The 17,567-nt window shown below is 71.2% G+C and carries 20 protein-coding genes; 13 read left to right on the forward strand and 7 right to left on the reverse strand.

What is annotated here, in order from left to right; translation table 11 throughout:
• The 3 genes from AC07A6_RS11690 to AC07A6_RS11700 all read right to left on the reverse strand — a co-directional run.
• A partial coding sequence (locus tag AC07A6_RS11690; protein WP_478776982.1) for a phosphoadenosine phosphosulfate reductase domain-containing protein occupies nucleotides 1-182 on the reverse strand: 182 nt, incomplete at its 3' end.
• The gene (gene cysC, locus AC07A6_RS11695) at nucleotides 179-724 is read right to left on the reverse strand and encodes an adenylyl-sulfate kinase (RefSeq protein WP_478777059.1); all 546 of its coding nucleotides are present in this window, start codon (nucleotides 722-724) and stop codon (nucleotides 179-181) included. The genes cysC and AC07A6_RS11690, both read right to left, overlap by 4 nt.
• 26 nt (nucleotides 725-750) lie before the next feature.
• Nucleotides 751-1,452 (reverse strand): phosphoadenylyl-sulfate reductase, encoded by a 702-nt coding sequence (locus AC07A6_RS11700; protein WP_478776983.1) that lies wholly within the window; start codon nucleotides 1,450-1,452, stop codon nucleotides 751-753.
• Nucleotides 1,453-1,719: 267 nt separating this feature from the next.
• Here AC07A6_RS11700 and AC07A6_RS11705 point away from each other — a divergent pair, with 267 nt between their 5' ends.
• The 6 genes from AC07A6_RS11705 to AC07A6_RS11730 all read left to right on the forward strand — a co-directional run bounded on the left by AC07A6_RS11705 (nucleotide 1,720) and on the right by AC07A6_RS11730 (nucleotide 8,568).
• The gene (locus AC07A6_RS11705; protein ID WP_478776984.1) at nucleotides 1,720-3,483 is read left to right on the forward strand and encodes a hypothetical protein; all 1,764 of its coding nucleotides are present in this window, start codon (nucleotides 1,720-1,722) and stop codon (nucleotides 3,481-3,483) included.
• On the forward strand, nucleotides 3,480-4,658 hold the full coding sequence (locus AC07A6_RS11710; RefSeq protein WP_478776985.1) for a hypothetical protein: 1,179 nt from the start codon (nucleotides 3,480-3,482) through the stop codon (nucleotides 4,656-4,658). Before AC07A6_RS11705 ends, AC07A6_RS11710 begins: the two co-directional genes overlap by 4 nt.
• Nucleotides 4,659-4,675: 17 nt before the next feature.
• Nucleotides 4,676-6,379, forward strand: coding sequence for a nitrite/sulfite reductase (locus AC07A6_RS11715; RefSeq protein WP_478776986.1), 1,704 nt, complete (start codon nucleotides 4,676-4,678; stop codon nucleotides 6,377-6,379).
• Nucleotides 6,380-6,447: 68 nt separating this feature from the next.
• Nucleotides 6,448-6,732, forward strand: coding sequence for a hypothetical protein (locus AC07A6_RS11720; RefSeq protein ID WP_478776987.1), 285 nt, complete (start codon nucleotides 6,448-6,450; stop codon nucleotides 6,730-6,732).
• Nucleotides 6,729-7,127, forward strand: a complete 399-nt coding sequence (locus AC07A6_RS11725; RefSeq protein ID WP_478776988.1) for a PIN domain-containing protein — start codon at nucleotides 6,729-6,731, stop codon at nucleotides 7,125-7,127. The genes AC07A6_RS11720 and AC07A6_RS11725 overlap by 4 nt, the downstream gene beginning before the upstream one ends.
• A 166-nt stretch (nucleotides 7,128-7,293) precedes the next feature.
• Complete coding sequence (locus AC07A6_RS11730; RefSeq protein ID WP_478776989.1) at nucleotides 7,294-8,568, forward strand: S53 family peptidase; 1,275 nt, start codon at nucleotides 7,294-7,296, stop codon at nucleotides 8,566-8,568.
• A 29-nt stretch (nucleotides 8,569-8,597) separates the two neighbouring features.
• Here the strand turns inward: AC07A6_RS11730 and AC07A6_RS11735 are convergent, their stop codons facing one another.
• Nucleotides 8,598-8,816 carry a response regulator transcription factor gene (locus AC07A6_RS11735; protein WP_362464313.1) on the reverse strand — a complete coding sequence of 73 codons (219 nt, stop codon included), beginning with the start codon at nucleotides 8,814-8,816 and terminating at the stop codon, nucleotides 8,598-8,600.
• Between the two features lie 30 nt (nucleotides 8,817-8,846).
• Nucleotides 8,847-9,137, reverse strand: a complete 291-nt coding sequence (locus AC07A6_RS11740) for a hypothetical protein (protein ID WP_362464310.1) — start codon at nucleotides 9,135-9,137, stop codon at nucleotides 8,847-8,849.
• Between the two features lie 168 nt (nucleotides 9,138-9,305).
• Between AC07A6_RS11740 and AC07A6_RS11745 the strand changes: the two genes are divergently transcribed.
• The 3 genes from AC07A6_RS11745 to AC07A6_RS11755 all read left to right on the forward strand — a co-directional run bounded on the left by AC07A6_RS11745 (nucleotide 9,306) and on the right by AC07A6_RS11755 (nucleotide 12,435).
• Nucleotides 9,306-10,325 carry a helix-turn-helix transcriptional regulator gene (locus AC07A6_RS11745; RefSeq protein ID WP_478776990.1) on the forward strand — a complete coding sequence of 340 codons (1,020 nt, stop codon included), beginning with the start codon at nucleotides 9,306-9,308 and terminating at the stop codon, nucleotides 10,323-10,325.
• Between the two features lie 197 nt (nucleotides 10,326-10,522).
• A complete protein-coding gene (locus AC07A6_RS11750; protein WP_478776991.1) occupies nucleotides 10,523-10,951 on the forward strand; it encodes a hypothetical protein in 429 nt (142 codons plus the stop codon).
• 2 nt (nucleotides 10,952-10,953) lie between these two features.
• A complete protein-coding gene (locus AC07A6_RS11755; RefSeq protein ID WP_478776992.1) occupies nucleotides 10,954-12,435 on the forward strand; it encodes a ricin-type beta-trefoil lectin domain protein in 1,482 nt (493 codons plus the stop codon).
• 61 nt (nucleotides 12,436-12,496) lie between these two features.
• On the opposite strand, the gene AC07A6_RS11760 is transcribed toward AC07A6_RS11755, so the two are convergent.
• Nucleotides 12,497-12,706 (reverse strand): hypothetical protein, encoded by a 210-nt coding sequence (locus AC07A6_RS11760; RefSeq protein WP_478776993.1) that lies wholly within the window; start codon nucleotides 12,704-12,706, stop codon nucleotides 12,497-12,499.
• 366 nt (nucleotides 12,707-13,072) lie between these two features.
• Here AC07A6_RS11760 and AC07A6_RS11765 point away from each other — a divergent pair, with 366 nt between their 5' ends.
• The 3 genes from AC07A6_RS11765 to AC07A6_RS11775 are packed head-to-tail and all read left to right on the forward strand — an operon-like array spanning nucleotide 13,073 to nucleotide 15,249.
• Entirely contained in the window at nucleotides 13,073-14,332 is a 1,260-nt protein-coding gene (locus tag AC07A6_RS11765; protein ID WP_478776994.1) for a helix-turn-helix domain-containing protein, read from the forward strand.
• Between the two features lie 2 nt (nucleotides 14,333-14,334).
• A complete protein-coding gene (locus tag AC07A6_RS11770; RefSeq protein ID WP_478776995.1) occupies nucleotides 14,335-14,634 on the forward strand; it encodes a 4a-hydroxytetrahydrobiopterin dehydratase in 300 nt (99 codons plus the stop codon).
• An 18-nt stretch (nucleotides 14,635-14,652) separates the two neighbouring features.
• A complete protein-coding gene (locus AC07A6_RS11775) occupies nucleotides 14,653-15,249 on the forward strand; it encodes a GNAT family N-acetyltransferase (protein ID WP_478776996.1) in 597 nt (198 codons plus the stop codon).
• A gap of 395 nt (nucleotides 15,250-15,644) precedes the next feature.
• Here AC07A6_RS11775 and AC07A6_RS11780 read toward each other — a convergent pair whose 3' ends face one another.
• Nucleotides 15,645-16,928 (reverse strand): pyridoxal phosphate-dependent decarboxylase family protein, encoded by a 1,284-nt coding sequence (locus tag AC07A6_RS11780; RefSeq protein ID WP_478776997.1) that lies wholly within the window; start codon nucleotides 16,926-16,928, stop codon nucleotides 15,645-15,647.
• A 279-nt stretch (nucleotides 16,929-17,207) separates the two neighbouring features.
• Here AC07A6_RS11780 and AC07A6_RS11785 point away from each other — a divergent pair, with 279 nt between their 5' ends.
• Nucleotides 17,208-17,564, forward strand: a complete 357-nt coding sequence (locus AC07A6_RS11785) for a nuclear transport factor 2 family protein (RefSeq protein ID WP_125815260.1) — start codon at nucleotides 17,208-17,210, stop codon at nucleotides 17,562-17,564.
• The last annotated feature ends 3 nt before the right edge of the window (nucleotides 17,565-17,567 follow it).

The following is a 17,567-nucleotide window of genomic DNA, read 5'->3' on the forward strand; positions in this document are numbered from 1 at the left end:
GGCGCGAACGCCTTCAGCGCCAGGTGCAGCATGACGATCGAGTCCTTGCCGCCGGAGAACAGGATCACCGGCTTCTCGAACTCGCCCGCCACCTCACGGAAGATGTGCACCGCCTCCGACTCCATGGAGTCCAGGTGGTTCAGCGCCCTCGCGGCCCTGTTGATGGGGATGACAGTGGTCACGCGAGACCCCTCTGTTCGAGCAGCGCGAAGAGCGCGGCTGCGGATTCCCGGACCGTCTGCGTGTGCGACTCGATCCGCAGGTCCGGCTTCTGCGGTGCCTCGTAGGGGTCGTCGACGCCGGTCAGACCGGAGATCTCGCCCGCCGCCTGCTTGGCGTACAGGCCCTTCACATCGCGCTCGGAGCACACCTCGACCGGGGTGGCGACATGGACCTCCAGGTACGGGGTGCCCCCGGCGGCGTGCCGCTCGCGGACGGCCTCGCGGCTGTCGGCGAACGGCGCGATGACGGGCACCAGCGCCTTGACGCCGTTGCCGGCGAGGAGTTCGGCGACGAAGCCGATCCGCTGCACGTTGGTGTGCCGGTCCTCGCGGCCGAAGCCCAGACCGGCGGAGAGGAACTCGCGGATCTCGTCCCCGTCGAGCACCTCCACCTTGTGGCCCTCGGCGCGCAGCCGCTCGGCCAGCGCGTACGCGATGGTGGTCTTGCCCGCGCTGGGCAGACCCGTCAGCCACACGGTGGCTCCCTGCTCCCTCACGTCCATCCGCTCCGTCTCCGTGGGTTCCGTCATCAGCCGTGGAGTCCGCACTCGGTCTTGCCGCGTCCGGCCCAGCGGCCGGCCCGTACGTCCTCGCCCTCCGCGACCCGGCGGGTGCAGGGAGCGCAACCGACGGAGGTGTAGCCGTCCATCAGCAGCGGGTTCGTCAGCACCCCGTGCTCGGCGACGTACGCATCGACGTCGTCCTGCGTCCAGCGGGCGATCGGGGAGACCTTGACCTTGCCCCGCTTCTCGTCCCAGCCGACGACCGGGGTGTTCGCCCGGGTCGGGGACTCGTCGCGGCGCAGGCCCGTCGCCCACGCCTGGTACGCGGTCAGGCCCTCTTCGAGGGGCTTGACCTTGCGCAGCTTGCAGCACAGGTCCGGGTCGCGGTCGTGGAGCTTCGGCCCGTACTCGGCGTCCTGCTCGGCGACCGACCGGCGCGGGGTCAGCGTGATGACGTTGACGTCCATCACCGCCCCGACGGCGTCACGGGTGCCGATCGTCTCCTCGAAGTGGTACCCGGTGTCGAGGAACACCACGTCCACACCCGGCGCCACCCGCGAGGCCAGGTGGGCGACGACCGCGTCCTCCATCGAGGAGGTCACGCAGAACTTCTTCCCGAAGGTCTCCACCGCCCAGCGCAGGACGTCCGGCGCGGAAGCGTCCTCCAGGTCCCGGCCCGCCCGTTCGGCGAGTTCTTTCACATTTCCGTGCACTTGAGTCGTCGTCATCCGGCGGCTCCTTCGAATGGGGAACGCGGCGACCGGGCAGGAATTCTCAGAGCCGAGATTAGCAATGCCGACACATAAAGCACTGACCGTCCACTGATCGCGGCTGACCAGCCAGTATGCAGAATTTATAACCTATGCCGAGTTCCTCCGGACGAATGTCAGGGCACGGTAAGCCTCCTATCAGCGGACCGCCAGCGCCCTTGTGCCACAGTGATCCGAAAATCCCTTGGCAATTCTGCCGACACCCCGGAGAGGGCACGCGGAGAAATGAGCCTGCAAGGTCTGAACGGACTGCACGGTCCGCGCCGAGGAAGGCTGCTACGCCGCCTCGCGCTCTGTCTGTCGGCGGTGGGACTCACCGCCTCCCTGCTCACCGCGGCGGGCCCCGCCGCCGCCGGTACGCCCGAGACCTGGACCTCCAGCTTCCAGGGCAGCGACGGCGTCACGTACACGGCGACCAACCACCTGGTGGACGCCTCGCGCGGGCCCGGCCGGCAGTGGATGCTCGTCTGGTCCGGGCCGGCGAAGCAGCCGGCGCCCGACTTCCTGACCGTCATCGACGCCACCCCGGGCTCCCCCACGTACGGGAAGGTCGCCAACACGGTCACCGTCGGCCCGAACAACGGCAACGAGCCGCACCACATGCAGTACGTGTGGCACAAGGGCGACCGGATCTACGCCGGCGGCATCATGAGCGACACGACGTTCGTCTTCGACGCGAAGGCCCTGCCCGCGCTGACGATCGCCGGGGTCAACACCACGGCCGACACCCCCTGCGGGACCCTGCCCGACGCCTACCAGGTGCTGAGCGACGGGACCGCGTACGGGACGTACATGGGCGGCCCCAACGTCACCGGCCCCTGCACCTACACCAACGGCGAGGTGCGGGTCGGCAACGGTGCGGCGGGCTCGCCCGGCGAGATCGTACGGATCGGCAAGGACGGCAAGACCATCGCGGAGATCCCGGCGGCCACCGCGGCGGGCGAGGACCCGGCGCAGTGCGGGAACGTGCCCGCGCTGCCGGCCGCGACCTGCGCCAACCCGCACGGCATCGCGGTCCGCGAGGACCTCAACATCATGGTCGCGAGCGACTTCGCCGAGGCCCGCAACTTCATGACGCCCGACTCGGCGCTGAAGGAGAACCTGGCCCGCCAGACGGTCCGCGTCTTCGACATCACCGACCGGGACAACCCGACCCTGAAGTCGGTGTCGAAGGTCGCCGACGGCCCCCGCGGGGCGCAGGAACAGCGGGCGTTCTTCCGCGAGTCCCGCGTGGTCATGGAGACGGCGCTGACCAACCGGCCCGGCAACAAGGGCGCGTTCGTCTCCTCGATGGCCGGCGGGGCGATCTTCTACACGCCGGACATCACCGTGCCCGACCCGCAGTGGAAGGAGGTCTTCGACGACACCACCGCCTACCGGTCCTTCCAGCGCGACAAGGAGGTCACCGGCAGCGGCGACAACGGCAGCTGGCTGGCCGTCAGCCCCGACGACCGCTTCCTCTTCCACACGGTGATGGGCCAGTCCGTGCCGTACGGCAAGCCGCTCGACGAGACCACCGGCATGATCTACGTACTGGACATCCAGAAGCTGCTCGCGGCCGGCACCGGCGCCAAGTGCTCGGTCGACGAGCTCGCCGAGGCGAGCCGCGGCGGCCGCGAGCGCGACTGCCCGGAGCTGGTGAGCACCGTCCCGATCCGCGACGTCAGCTCGGGCGGCCCGCACTGGGGCGCCATGGACAACTTCAAGCGCGGCGCGGACGGCGTCTACCGGGAGACGACCCAGGTGAGCCGGATCGCGGTCGCCAACTACTTCGTCGCCGGGTCCTTCGGCGGCGGCGGTGACCACCGGGTGTGCATGTTCGACCTCGACCGGCGTGGCCGGGTGACCCTCGACCGCTCCTTCCGGGACGAGAACACCGGCAAGCCGTGCGTCGGCTTCAACCGGGCGTCGTGGCCGCACGGCGACTTCGGCGACGCGCAGCCGCACGGTGTCCTGTTCGTGGTCAGCGACAGCGCCGTCCGACGGTGAACGCGGTCCTCCTGGCGGCGGTCGTCCTGACCGCCGCCCTGGCGGCGGGCGTCCTGCTGATGCTCCGCACGCGGCTCCTCGCCCGCCGCACCACCGCCACGGCGTACTTCGCCGCGGCGGTGGCGTGCGCGGCCCTCGCCGGAGCCCTCGCCCCCTCCGGCGGCGCCGCGGGCGCGCGGGTGTCGGCCGGGCCCCTCCTCGGCTCCCTCGGGCTGGGCGGGCAGCAGGTGCCGGTGCTGGTGGTGCCGAACCGGCCCGGGCGCAACCTGGTGGGCGTCGCCGCCGCCGGAGCCTCGGCCGGGACGGACCGGGAGCGGCTCGTGCGGGGCGGGCCGCGGCCCGGGTCGACGCTGACGTGGATCCCGGTGGAACTGCCCGCCGGGCCCGGGAGGGTGTGGGTGTCGGCCGGCGGGTCCTCGGCGCCGCTGGCGGTGGACACGGGCCGGGCGGGCGGGAAGCCGGCGCCGGCCGGGCTGCTGGGCGCCGACGGGGCGGAGTGCGCGAGCGCCGCCGCCGGGGCGGTGCTGGGCGGCAGCGCGAAGGCGCCGGCCGGGTGCCCGTCCGACGCCCTGACGGAGCCGGACGCGGCCGCGCTGCGCGACACCGTCGCCTTCCTCGCCGGGCGCGGGGTCCGTTCCCTGGCCCTCGCCGGCGACGACTCGCCGCGCGGGCGGGCGGCCGCCGCCGAGGTGCGTGCCGCCGCGGCCCGGGCCGGGATCGCCGTGGAGGCGCCGGACGCCTCCGCCCGCCGGCCGCTGGTGGTCACCGCCGGCTGGTCGGGCGCGGAGGCCGCCGTACGCGACGTCGAGGCCGGCCGCACCGTCGCCGAGGGCACGTACCTGGCGCCCTGGCTGCTGACCGCCCCGCTGCTCTCGCCGAGCGCGGGCCAGCTGATCCCGCTGCGGTACGCCCCGAACAGCCCGGCCGCCGTGGAGTACGCGGCGGCGCTCGGCGCCCGCCTGCCCGGCGAGGTGCCGACCGCCGCCGGGTACGAGGCCTGGCGCGCGGCCCGCGGTGCGGCGGGCCCGGCGCCCGCGAAGCTGTACGCCGCCGCCGTGCTCTACGTACCCGGCAGCGGAGGCCCCTCGGCGGCCGGCGGCCATCACCACACCGCGTCCGCGAGCTGGCTGCCCAGCGGCATGATCGTCCCGGTCTCGAACCTCGGCACCACCTGACAAGGAGCAGGACCACCATGACGGAAACAGTCGCCGCGCCACCGGTCCGGACCGCCAGAACCGCGCGCCCCGCCGCCGCCAAGCGCCCCGACGGCCAATGGGCCGTTGACGGGCGCGAGCCCCTCAACCCCAACGAGGAGTTCAAGGCGGTCGAGGACCCCCTCCTGGTCCGCGACCGCATCGAACGGATCTACTCCCGCGAGGGTTTCGCCTCCATCACCCCCGACGACCTGCGCGGCCGGATGCGCTGGTGGGGCCTGTACACCCAGCGCAAGCCGGGCATCGACGGCGGCAGGACCGCCTCCCTCCCCCCGGAGGAGCTGGAGGACGAGCACTTCATGATGCGCGTGCGCAGCGACGGCGGCACCCTCGACGCCGCCCAGCTGCGGGCCATCGCCGACATCTCGATGCGCTTCGCCCGCAACACCGCCGACGTCACAGACCGGCAGAACATCCAGCTGCACTGGGTGCGGATCGAGGACGTCCCGGCGATCTGGCGGCGCCTGGAAGAGGTGGGGCTCTCCACCACGGAAGCCTGCGGGGACTGCCCGCGCGTCATAGTCGGAAGCCCGGTGGCGGGGGTGGGAGCGGACGAGGTCCTGGACGCGACCCCGGCCGTACGGGAGATCGCCGCCCGCTACATCGGCGACCCCTCCCTCTCCAACCTGCCGCGCAAGTACAAGACGGCGGTGTCCTGGCTGCCGGACGTCCCGTACGAGATCAACGACCTGGCCTTCCTGGGCGCCGTCCACCCGGAGCACGGCCCCGGTTTCGGCATGTGGGTGGGCGGCGGCCTCTCCACGGTCCCGATCCTGGCGCAGCACGTGGGCGTCTGGGTCCCCCTCTCCGACGTCCCGGACGTGTGGGTGGCGGTGGCCCGCCTCTTCCGCGACTACGGCTACCGCCGCCTGCGGAGCCGGGCCCGCCTGAAGTTCCTGGTCGCCGACTGGGGCGTGGAGAAGTTCCGCCGGGTCCTGGAGGAGGAGTACCTGGGCCGCCCCCTCCTCGACGGCCCGGCCCCCTCCCTCCCCCCGGCCCCGATCGACCACATCGGCGTACACCGCCAGCGGGACGGCCTCTCGTACGTCGGCGCGGCCCCGGTGGCCGGCCGCCTCTCGGGCACGAAGCTGGCGGCCCTGGCCGACCTGGCCGAATCCCACGGCAGCGGCCGCGTCCGCCTCACCCCGTACCAGAAGCTCCTGGTCCTGGACGTGGCCGACCCGGAACCCCTGATCACGGACCTCGCCGAAATCGGCCTCCAGGCCCGCCCGTCCCCGTGGCGGCGCAACACGATGGCGTGCACGGGCATCGAGTACTGCAAGCTGGCGATAGTAGAAACAAAAGAACGCGCGGCCACCCTCGTCTCCGAACTCGAAAAACGCCTGGCCGGCGAAGACGCCGCCCTCACCGTCAACGTGAACGGCTGCCCCAACTCCTGCGCCCGCACCCAGGTCGCGGACATCGGCCTCAAGGGCCAGCTGGTCGCCGACGAGAACGGCCGCCAGGTAGAAGGCTTCCAGATCCACCTGGGCGGCACCCTCTCCCTCTCGGCGGACCAGGAAGGCGGCTTCGGCAAAAAACTCCGCGGCCTGAAGACGACCGCGGCGGACCTCCCGGACTACGTGGAACGCCTCACCCGCACCTACCTCGCGGACCGCACCGACCCCTCCGAGTCCTTCACCCAGTGGGTCTCCCGCTGCGACGAGTCGTCCCTCCAGTAGCCGGGCTCACAGGAGGGGGAGACACGACTCGGCACGCCCTATGGCATTCAAAATGCCATAATCGTGTCATGGCTGAAGACGACATCGACTTCCCACCCGGCGACGGTCCCAGCAGCGGCATCTCCGTTTCCCTCACCGCGGGCACCCTTCAGGCGATCCGGGACCGGGTCGGCAAGCGGGGCGTGTCCGCCTACCTGGAGAAGGCGGCCCAGCGGCAGATCGAACGTGACAACCTGGAGGAGCTGATCGCCGACTTCGACGCGGTCAACGGTCCCGCCGACCCCGAGGCCGTGGCCGCCAAGCGGGCCAGGCTCACCGGCAGCCCCTCCACCGGAGCCGGGTCGGCGGCGTGAGCGGTGCCCTGATCCTGGACAGCGAGGGCCTGGCCAAGGCCGTGCAGCGCGACCGGGAGATCCACGAGTGGCTCGCCGCCGCCCACGACGCCGACCTTCCGGTGATCACCTCGGCCGCGGTGCTGGTAGAGGTGATCCACCCCCGGATCAATGACGCGGCACTGAAATGGACGCTGTCCCGGCTGCGGGTCGAGCCCCTCACCCAAGCCCTCGCCCAGTCCGCTGCGGACCTCCTCCGCGCCGCCGGCCTGCACGGCCACAAGTACGCGATCGACGCCATGCTCTGCGCCACAGCCCTTGCCCAGCCGGGCCGGGTCACGATCCTGACGTCCGACGTCGAGGACATCTCCAAGCTCACGGCCGAGCACCCCCGCGTGACCGCCGAGAAGGTCTGACGTCCTGCGGATCCTGCGGACCGCCACGCCCACGAGGTGGGCCGTCGCGGTGAGACCGTTACTGCATCGGGTGCCCCTTCCGGTGTCGTCGGCCGGCCGCCGTCCGAAGTGCCGCCGATGATGTCGTCGGATCCATGCCGACACCCGGACGGCACGAAGGAGCATCATGCGTGCTGCACGCCTCGCGGCGTTCCTGCTCGGGGTTCTGCCCCTGGCGGCGAACCTGGCCTTCGTACCGTCCGACGCGTACGCCCGCACACCGGCGACCGGAGAAACTGCTCCGGTGGCGGAAGAGGACGGGGGCGCAGCAGCATCCCGGCGTGCCTGCGATCCCGCCCCTGGTCCGGGCAGGGCCACCTGCCTGGCCCTCCTCCGGACCGACCTCCCCGCGCTGCGGAGCCTCACCCCGCGGGCCCTGCCGCCCGGCTACGGTCCCGGCGACCTGCGCAGCGCCTACCAACTGCCGCGTTTCGCCGGTCAGGGGCAGACGGTGGCCGTCATCAACGCGTTCGACAACCCCACCGCCGAGAGCGACCTGGCGGTCTACCGCAGCACGTTCGGCCTGCCCCCCTGCACCACAGCCAACGGCTGCTTCCGGAAGATCAACCAGAACGGCGGCACCACGCCGCCCGCGCTCACCGATCCCGGCTGGGCCCTGGAGACGGCCCTGGACATCGACATGGTGAGCGCCGCCTGCCCGGCCTGCAAGATCCTGCTCGTCGAGGCGACCAACGACCTGTTCGGCAACATGCTGACGGCCGTGGCCCAGGCCCGCACCCAGGGCGCGAAGTTCATCTCCATGAGCTGGGTCGACGCGAACGGTGAGAACAACGTCCAGCCCGTCCTCGACCAGATCTACTTCAACTTCCCCGGCGTCGCCTTCGTCGCGGCCTCCGGCGACGTCGGTGGCGTGGTCCACTGGCCCGCCGCCTCCCAGTACGTCACGTCCGCCGGGGGCACCTCGCTCCGGCGCAACCTCCTGCCCGTGCCGGGCCCGCAGCTACTGCGCCTCGGATGGTACGAAACCGCTTGGTCCGGCGCCGGTTCCGGCTGCTCGACGGTCCAGCCGAAGCCGTCCTTCCAGACCGACCCCCTCTGCCCGCGCCGCACCTCGGCCGACGTCTCAGCGGTCGCCGACCCGCTCACCGGCGTGTCCGTCTACGACACCACCGGGGGCGGTGGTTCCGGATGGAAGGTGATCGGTGGCACCAGCGCGTCCTCGCCGCTGATCGCCTCCATGTACGCCTTGGCCGGCACCCCCGGCCCGGCCGACCGGCCCAACTCCTACCCCTACGCCCACCGCCTGCGCTTCTGGGACGTGGACCGCGGCATCGCCGGGGTCACCTGCCCCGGCAACACCTACCTGTGCCGGGCGGTGCGCGGCTACGACGGCCCCACCGGCGTCGGCACCCCCCGCGGGGTCCTCGGCCTGCGGCCCTGACCGCCGCAGGCGTCGCCGTCGGGGCTCCGTCACGGGGAGTGCAGGGCGGTGTGGGCGACGATGGCGAGCTGGATGCGGTTGCTCGTGCCGGTCTTGTGGCGCAGGCGGCGCAGGTAGGTGTCGACGGTGTGGGGGCTGAGCGCCATGTGGCGGGCGATGGCCCGGTCGGTGGCCCCCTGTGTGAGGTGCCCGAGGAGTTCCTGCTCGCGGGCCGTGAACGTGGGAAGGGCTGCGGGGTGCGCGGTCATGGCCGTTCTCCGTGTCCTGGTAAGTAGCCGTCAGACGATCTTGTCGCGCGGGGGCACCGGCCCCCAGCCGTTGCCGGATCCGCCTCCGGAGCACAGCCACACCGGCCCGGTCGCCGGGAGCACCCCGTTCGCCCTCATGAGGGCGAGCCCTTCCGGCCCGAACCGCTCCAGCAGCTCCTCCTCCGTCACCACGCGGCACCTTCCCGCTCCCCGGTCCGGGTCGATCACCGGCGGGGTGGTGCCGGCGTGCGCCGCGGCCGGGACGCCCACGGTGAGCAGGGCCGCGGTGAGGGCGGTGAGGGCAAGGCGCTTGAGCTTCACGAAGGACTCCGTTGGTCGGTTCTGGCTGGTCAAACCGGAAGGGGACCCCGGACGCCGACGAAAGTGCCGGAGCCGGGGACACGTTCAGCATGGCCGCCGCCGGGCTCCGGAGCTACGAGTCCCGCCCGTCACTAAAGTTACGTGGCAGCAAGAGGAGCGGGGGACGAAGTGGACGAAGAGCACCTTCCTGGGTGGATATCGGACCTGACGGTCTTCGAAGATACAGATCGGGCGGTCTACCAGTGGCTCGCCGAGCACCGCCGCCTCGACGCCGCGGCCGCGGCCGAGGAGCTCGGCCTGGGTGTGGAGGAGACGGCTGCCGCGCTGGAGCGGCTGCTGGCGGCCCGGCTCGTGCACGCCGACCCGGAAGAGCCCGGTGCCGGCTACGCGGTGGCCCCCGAGGTGGCGGCCGCGCAACTGGCCGCCCCGGTCGAGGACGAGATCCGCACCCGCCAGTACGAGCTCTTCCGGATGCGCCGGCAGCTCCAGCAGTTCACCTCCGCCTACCAGCGCGGGACGCTGGCGGCGGGCGGCGCGCTGGAGGTCGTCTCCGGGATGCAGACGGTGCGCACCTTGATGACCCGGGCCGCCGCGGCCTGCCGGAGCGAGGTCTTCACCTGCCAGCCCGCCGGCGGTTTCCGCACTCCCGAGACCCTGCACGACACGCTGGAGCGCGACCGGCCCCTGCTGGAGCGGGGGATCCGGCTGCGGGTCCTGCACCCTCACACCTCCCGCTTCCACGCCCCCACCCAGGCCTACGTCGCCGCCGCGTCGGCCCTGGGGGCCGAGCACCGTACGGCCCACGACCTGTTCGGCCGACTGGTCGTGTACGACCGGGAGACGGCCTTCCTGCCTCTGAGCGACGGCAGTTGGGGTGCGGTGGTGGTGCGCGAGCCGCACACCGTCACCTACCTGTGCGAGCTGTTCGAGCACTCCTGGGAGCAGGCCACCGTGTTCGCCGACGCCGCCGGCCAGGGCCTGGAGCAGGTCGCCCGCGAGATCGACCGGACCATCCTGCGGCTGCTCGGCGCGGGCCTGAAGGACGAGGCCATCGCGCGCCGCCTGGGCATGTCCCTGCGTACGGCCCGGCGCCACATCGCCGACATCATGGACCGGCTCGGCGCCGACAGCCGCTTCCAGGCCGGCGCGGCCGCCGCACAGGCAGGCCTCCTCACCGAAGACTGCTGACCGCCGCCCCCGGGGGGCGTGAATCCGGGACCTGGGGAACGGGGCCGACCGTACGGGGCCGACCGTACGGGGCCGGTTTGTCGCGGATTTTCCCGCGGCCGCACGCGGCGCAGGATTCTGTCCGTCACCCCGACCACCAAACGGGCCTCCGAGACGGGCAGTTGCCGCCGGTCCGGAGTTCAGGAAGGCCGCCCCGGATGCCGAGCACCGCCCAGGTCCCCGAAGGGACGGAATCCCTCCTCGTCGAGGAGGTCGTGCTGTTCGTCTCCGTCCACCTCGGCCGAAGCCCGGGCCTGATGTGGCTGGAACACGAGCCGCCGGACCCGGGCGCCCTGGCGGAGTTCCTGCCGCCGGCCCTGGCCAGACGGCTGGACCGCCCGGTCGGAGTCCTGCCCCACGTCTTCGGTGACACCCGCATCCCACACGACCTGCTGGTCTGCCAGCTCGGCGGATCCGGCACCTGGCACATCGCCCCTCCCACCGGATCAGCGCTGACCCTGCGCCTCCGGACGGGGGCCGCCCTGTACGCACCGGCCGGTTCGGTCTGCACGCCACGCCACAGCGCCGGATCCCGGGTCCTGCTGCTGGCCCTCGGGGCCCCGAAGAGCCAAAACGAAAAGGAATGACCGTGAACAAGATCCGCAACGGATTCAAGACCGCCGTCGTCACCATGGCCATCGCAGGCGCGATGGCGGTCTCCGCCCCCGCCGCCCTGGCGGACACGACCCCCGGAACGCCCGGAGCCGGAAACGGCACGATCAGCCAGATCGGCACCGGCGTGCGCAACCCGCACTCGGGCGGCGGCGACGTGCTCAGCGCGGTGACCTGGGGCATAGACAAGATCTTCGAGGCGTTCCAGAACAACGACCGGTACAAGTCGTTCGTCAACGAGATGCTGAACCAGGTCGACCAGGACACCAACTACAAGTACAACATCGTCGTGGTCTACCTGGAGCACGACTTCGGCGCGAAGAACGTCCTGACCGGCAACCTGCAGGGCGGCCCGGGCATAAACAACACCCCCTTGTTCCGCTCGGGCACCGTCAACGGCTACTCGTACGGCGTCTACATCTTCGACCGCGGCACCGCCGACTTCCAGGGGACCCTGGCCTGGATGTCGGGCTCCTCGTTCACGGCCTCCACCTCGTCGAACGGCGGCATCCACGGCAACGCCACCCCCGTCGGGCCCAGCATCTTCGGGCCCATGAGGGGCCAGCTCCAGTTCACCAGCCGGAGCTCGCCGCACATGGGCGGAAACTCCATGCTCTCCTCCGGCCAGACCCTCTCGAAGGGCCAGCAGCTCGTCTCCTCGAACGGCCACACCCTCGCCATGCAGGACGACGGCAACCTCGTGGAGTACGCCGACGCCGCCCGCACGCGCGTCCTCCACGCCAGCAACACGGTCGGCCGGGGCGACCACCTCACCATGCAGTGGGACGGCAACCTGGTGCTCTCCACCGCCAACAACACCCCGCTGTGGTCCACCGGAACGCACAACAACCAGAACTCCTGGGTCCAGATCCAGGACGACGGCAACCTCGTGATCCACAGGTCCGACAACTCGGTCCTGTGGGCCATCACCCCGAACGGCTGGCCCCAGACCAACGGCGCAGGCGGCGGTGGCGGTGACCTCGGAACACGCGGGGCGGGCAACAACGGCAGCCGCGGCAATCACCCCGACGGTGCGTGGATCACGATGATCAACCAGGGAACCGGACGGGCGATCGACGACGCCGGCGGCGGCACGGGCGACGGCAACAAGGTCCAGGCATGGGGACAGCACAACCGCAACGAGGCATCGCAGGGCTGGCGTCTGGACCCGAAGGAGAACACCTCCGACGGAATTTCGACCTACGCCCTCACCAGCCGTGTCAAGGACGGCCAGGTACTGAACCTGTCCGGCGCCGACAACCGGTCCGCCCAGCTCTACCACTACGACGCCACCAACAACAGCAAGTGGATCTTCATAGGCAAGGGCGACGGCTGGTACGAGATCTTCTCGGCGAACAAGCGCAACGACTGCCTGACCGACAACGGTCACGGCAACACGATCACCGTGGAACCGTGCAACGGCCGCGCCGAGCAGCGCTGGGGCACGTACCTCTACTGACCCGCTCCCCGGATCACGCGGTCCCCCCTCCCGAACGAGGGGGGACCGCGTCCTTCCGTGCTCAGGCGGCGGGCTCGACGTTGCCGACGGCGGTCGTGAACTCGCGCCCGCACGCGCCCCGGATGTACGCGAGCTCGACCCAGCGCTCGACTCCGCTGTCGGAGACGTCCTCGTTGATGACGGCCATCAGCTCCCCCTCGACCCCGGACGCGATGTCACGCACCCGCTTGCGCAGCAGCCGGTGCGGCACGTACTCGTAACACTCACTCATCGGCCGCCTCCCACCCCATGCCAAGCAGAAAGTGCTCCCACCCGACCTGGGCCCGCGCGAGCAGGTCCGCACTGGGCAGGGACAGCGGGGCGGTCCCGGTGCCGTCAGGGGTGTCCAGGCTCAGCACGCTGCGAGAGCGGTACCGCTCCAACGATCCGGGGGGCTCCGGGCCCAAGGCGCGAGGGGTACGGTTCACAAGTCGACCTGCTTCCTTCAGGTTGGCCGTGCCCCGGGACCGTTCGCGCGGTCGCCGGGGTCTTCTGGGCAGCTGCCCTCCGTCAAGGAAAGCGTTCTGACCGGTCCCTCTGGAGGGGCCTCCCTACGGACCATTCGGGGGGCCAGAATGGGGGCCAGACGGGAGGCACCATGCCTGCGGAGACCATTGGCCAGCTACTCAAGCGGCTTCGCGACGAGCACGGTTGGACACAGCAACAGGTAGCCGACGAGTACTGCCGGGTGACTGGCACCGTCACGAAGGACGCACGCGAAGTCGGACGCTGGGAGCGTGACAAGCGCCTCCCGACTCCGGATACGCGCCGTCATCTCGCGACAGTGTTCGGCGTGCCGGCGGGGGACCTGGACCGGGCTGCGGCGGCGGCCCGCCGAGCCCGGTGTCAGGCGCCTTCCGCAGGAAGCCAGCCGGTCATGGCGGAGGCTGCCGAAATGGACCGCCGGACTTTCGTCGGCACTGTGACGGCTGCTGCGCTCACCACCGCAATCCCCGTCCCGCGACATGTCGACCCGGCACTCATCCCTTACTTCGAGCAGCAACTCGACGGGCATTACCGCGCGGACATGCTGCTCGGCCCCCGCGCCCTCATCGGGACCATCAGCGCCCAGTGCGACCTCATCAGCCAACTGGTCAACGCGGCTGACGGGACCACGCGGCAGCGAATGGCTCGGGTCGGAGTCCACTACGCCGCCTTCGCCGCGTGGCTCTACCTGGATGCCGGCGACCCGGTCACAGCCCTGCGTTGCCACGACGTCGCGCAAGAGCTCGCTCACCGGTCACGAGACCGGGAAGCCGTCGCGTGCGCGCTGGTGGACCGCGCCATGGCACGCACCGACCAGGGCATGGGAACGGCTGTGCTTGACCTCTGCGAGGGGGCGCTCATGGACGCTTCGCTCCTCTCACCGGAGGTCCAGGTCTTCGCGCTGCAGCAACAAGCTCACGGGGCCTCGCTCCTCGGCGACCGGCGGCACGTGGACGAGCGGCTCGACCGAGCCGGGCGCCTGCTCGACGCGGTCGACGTCGAGGCGTGGGGCACGGCTTGTCTGCGGACGCCTCACTACATCGAAGTGCAGCGTGCCACCTGCTACGGACGGCTCGGCCTGGCCCATGCGGCCGACCGGTTGTGGCAACAGATCATTCCCTCGGCTCCACCCACGTCCCGCCGGGATGTCGGCGTGTGGACGGGACGACAAGCAGTTGCCGCCGCTGCCCTGCGGCAGCCGGAGCGGGCGGTGGAGCTCGCGCGGCACGCGGCCGGGATCGTGATGGAGACCGGTTCGGAACGGGCTCGGCGCGAGCTGGCCGCCGTGAAAGCGGGAATGGCTCCATGGCAAGCTGAGCCGATCGGCCAGGCCTTGGCAGAGGTACTGGCACCCATCGGCAAGGGGGTTTGACCGTGGCTGAGGCTCTGTCGGCGGAGCAGATCGAGGAGCGCATCAAGGACCTGACCGGCTGGTCCACGGACGGCCGGAGGATCGCGCGCTCGTACTCGGTCCCGCACATCCAGGGCGCGGCGTTCATCGTCCACATCGCGGCCATCCAGAACGACCTCGGGCACCACTCGGAAGCGACGCTCGGCTACAAGACCGTGCAGGTCTCGATCAGCTCGAGCGACCTCGGTGGATACGTCGCCGAGCACGACATCGAGCTTGCACGCCGCATCGAGGCAGCGGCACCGGCGCATGGGGCGGTCTGAACCAACAGGGGGCATCGCATGAAGACCCGACTGTGTCGGTTCACCGACGTGGAGCAGGCCCGCACCCCGCTCATCGCGGCCTACGCCGACGTCCGCGCACCGCTGCTGCACCTGCCGAACTACGCGGTCCCGACCGTCACCGAACGCCTGGAACGCTACGGCCGCACCCCCGGCTTCGCAGCTGTGCTCGCCTTCGACGCCGAGGACCGTCCGGTCGGCTACGCGTACGGCAACACCGTGCAGGCCGGCGACCTCTGGTGGAGCCGGATCGGCGACGGCCTGGACGCGGAGTACACCCGTGCGCCAACCCTGGCACTCCGGGAGATCGGCGTAACGCTTGCCTTCCGGGGGTCGGGCCTGGCCCGGCGGATCCACGACGAGCTGCTGGCCGGCCGCGCGGACCGGTACGCATCCCTCATGGTCAACCCGGCCGCAGGCGAGGGAAAGGTCAGGCGGGTCTACGAGTCGTGGGGCTACAAGGCGATCGGCCCGGTCCAGCCGGCCCCGGACTCCCCCGTCCTCACGGCGATGGTCCGACCGTTGACCCCACGCACCGGACCCGAGATCGACCAGCCCAACACAGCCGCCGGACGCCGAAATACGAGGAGCGCGTAGCGATCTGTCGCGCCCGGGTGCGCCGCAGGGGGACCAGGTCAACCTCAGGTGCAGGTAGCCCGCCCCGACCCCTCGCCTCGTCCACAGAAACCCGTCCCTCCCCCTCTGGACCGTGCCGTTCCTTTGGGGGTTTCCCGGCAGTCTTTCGGCTTTCCGGGGCGGGTCGGCCTGTCAAGGGTCGCCGAAGGCGATCACGAAGTGACGCGACGAAGGAGCGCCCTTGACAGGCCGGCACGACACGGAAGGACGATGGGACTGACGGGAAACCCCCAACCACCCCCGAGACCGCCCAGGGGAATACCGCCCCCACCCCACCCGGCCCGCACCCAGGGAGGCGGGTGGGCAACCACCGCCCCGCCCCCACCCCTCGAGGGGGAGATAGCGAGCCCGCCGCCTCACGCACCCCCCAGTTCCTCCGCCAGCGCCCCCAGCACGACCTTCGCGCTCCGGTCGACGTCCTCCGTCGTCGTCCGCCAGTTCACCACCGAGACGCGCATCGCCGCCCGCCCCTCCCACAGCGTGCCGCCGAACCAGCATTCGCCGCTGCGCTGGATGCGGGCGATGACCCGGCGGGTCGTCTCGTCGTCGTCGCCGAAGCGGACCAGGAGCTGGTTGAGGACGACGTCGTTGAGGAGTTCGACCCCCTCCACACCGGCCAGGTGCTCCGCGAATCGCCGCACGTGCGCGCAGCACCGTTCCACCAGGTCGGCGACCCCGCTCCGGCCCAGGGTGCGCAGTGCCGCCCAGACCGGGAGGCTGCGGGCGCGGCGGGAGAAGTCCGGGACCCATTCGATGGCGTCGCGTTCACCGTCCGTACCCGGCGGGAGGTAGCCGGCGCGTTCGTTGAGCATGGCCGCGCGGTGAGGCTCGGGGTGGGCGATGACGACGATGCCGCAGTCGTAGGGCACGTTGAGCCACTTGTGGGCGTCCAGGGCCCAGGAGTCGGCGCGTTCGACACCCTCCACCAGCGGGCGGAGCTTCGGGCTGGCCGCGGCCCAGAGGCCGAAGGCGCCGTCGACGTGGACCCACGCCCCGTACCGGTGGGCGATGTCGCAGATCTCCCCGACGGGGTCGATGGCACCGGAGTTGACGTCGCCGATCTGCGCGCAGACGATCACCGGGCCGTCCAGGGCGGCGAGGGTGGCCTCCAGTTCGGCCGGGACCATGCGGCCCTTGTCGTCGACGGGCACGTTGCGGATGCGCGCGGTGCCGAAGCCGAGGTAGCGGGCTGCGAGGTCGATGGTCATGTGGTGCTGGGCACCGGCGACGATGGCCACCTCGGGCGCGCCGCCCAGGCCGTCGCGCTCCACGTCCCAGCCGGCCTCGGCGAGGAGCTTGTGGCGGGCGGCCGCGAGCGAGGTCAGGTGGGCCATGGTGCAGCCGGTGGGGAAGCCGACGGAGGCGTGGGCGGGGAGGCCCAGCAGCTCCAGCACCCACTGCGCGGCGACGTCCTCGGCGACGGCGATGGCCGGGGAGAGGTTGTAGAGGCTGGCGGTCTGGTCGTAGGCCGCCACCAGCCAGTCCGTGGCGATCGCGACCGGGAGGGTGCCGCCGGTGACGTAGCCGAAGTAGCGGGGGCCGTTGGCGGTCGGGATGCCGCCTTCGGCGACCGCGCGGCCCAGGACCTCGATGGTCCCGGTCGGGTCGGCCGGGCCTTCGGGCAGCGGGCCACCGAACATTTTCAGCAATTGTTCCGAGCCGGCAGTGGCACCCACCGGCCGATCGGCGAGACCCGCCAGATATTCGATGGCCTGCTGATAGGCCAATGCGAGAGGCGCACTGTCTGCTGTGGTCATAGTACGAAGCTAGGCGGCTGGCACTGACGTGCGACTGACTCAAATGGCCGGATGTTCCAAAGACTTGGACAGGGGGCCGTTGGACTGTATTACTTTCTCCTGTGGCCTCGCCTGACCCAGGCGGCGGGCCGCCAACCGTACCGAGACATGAGGAGTTCCGAAATGTCCGATGAGCAGACGCGCAAGGTTATCGAACAGTTCAACCAGGCATTCCAGCTGCACGACCCCGGCCTGCTGAAGGACATCCTCGCCCCGAACTGCCGGCTGGAGAACTCCGGTCCCGCCCCGGACGGCTCGAAGCACGCCGGTTATGACGAATGTCTGCAGTTCTGGACCTCGATCGCGGGCAACGAGCACATGACCTTCGAGGTCGAGGACGTCTGGGTGGCCGGCGAGCGCTCCGTCTGCCGCTGGACGCTGCGCTGGGGCAATGGTGCGCGGGACTTCGTACGCGGGGTGAACGTGCACCGCCTGGAGAACGGTCTCCTCGCCGAGAGCTTCGGATACGTCAAGGGATAAGGG

The sequence above is a fragment of the Streptomyces sp. NPDC044002 genome (assembly GCF_056434525.1).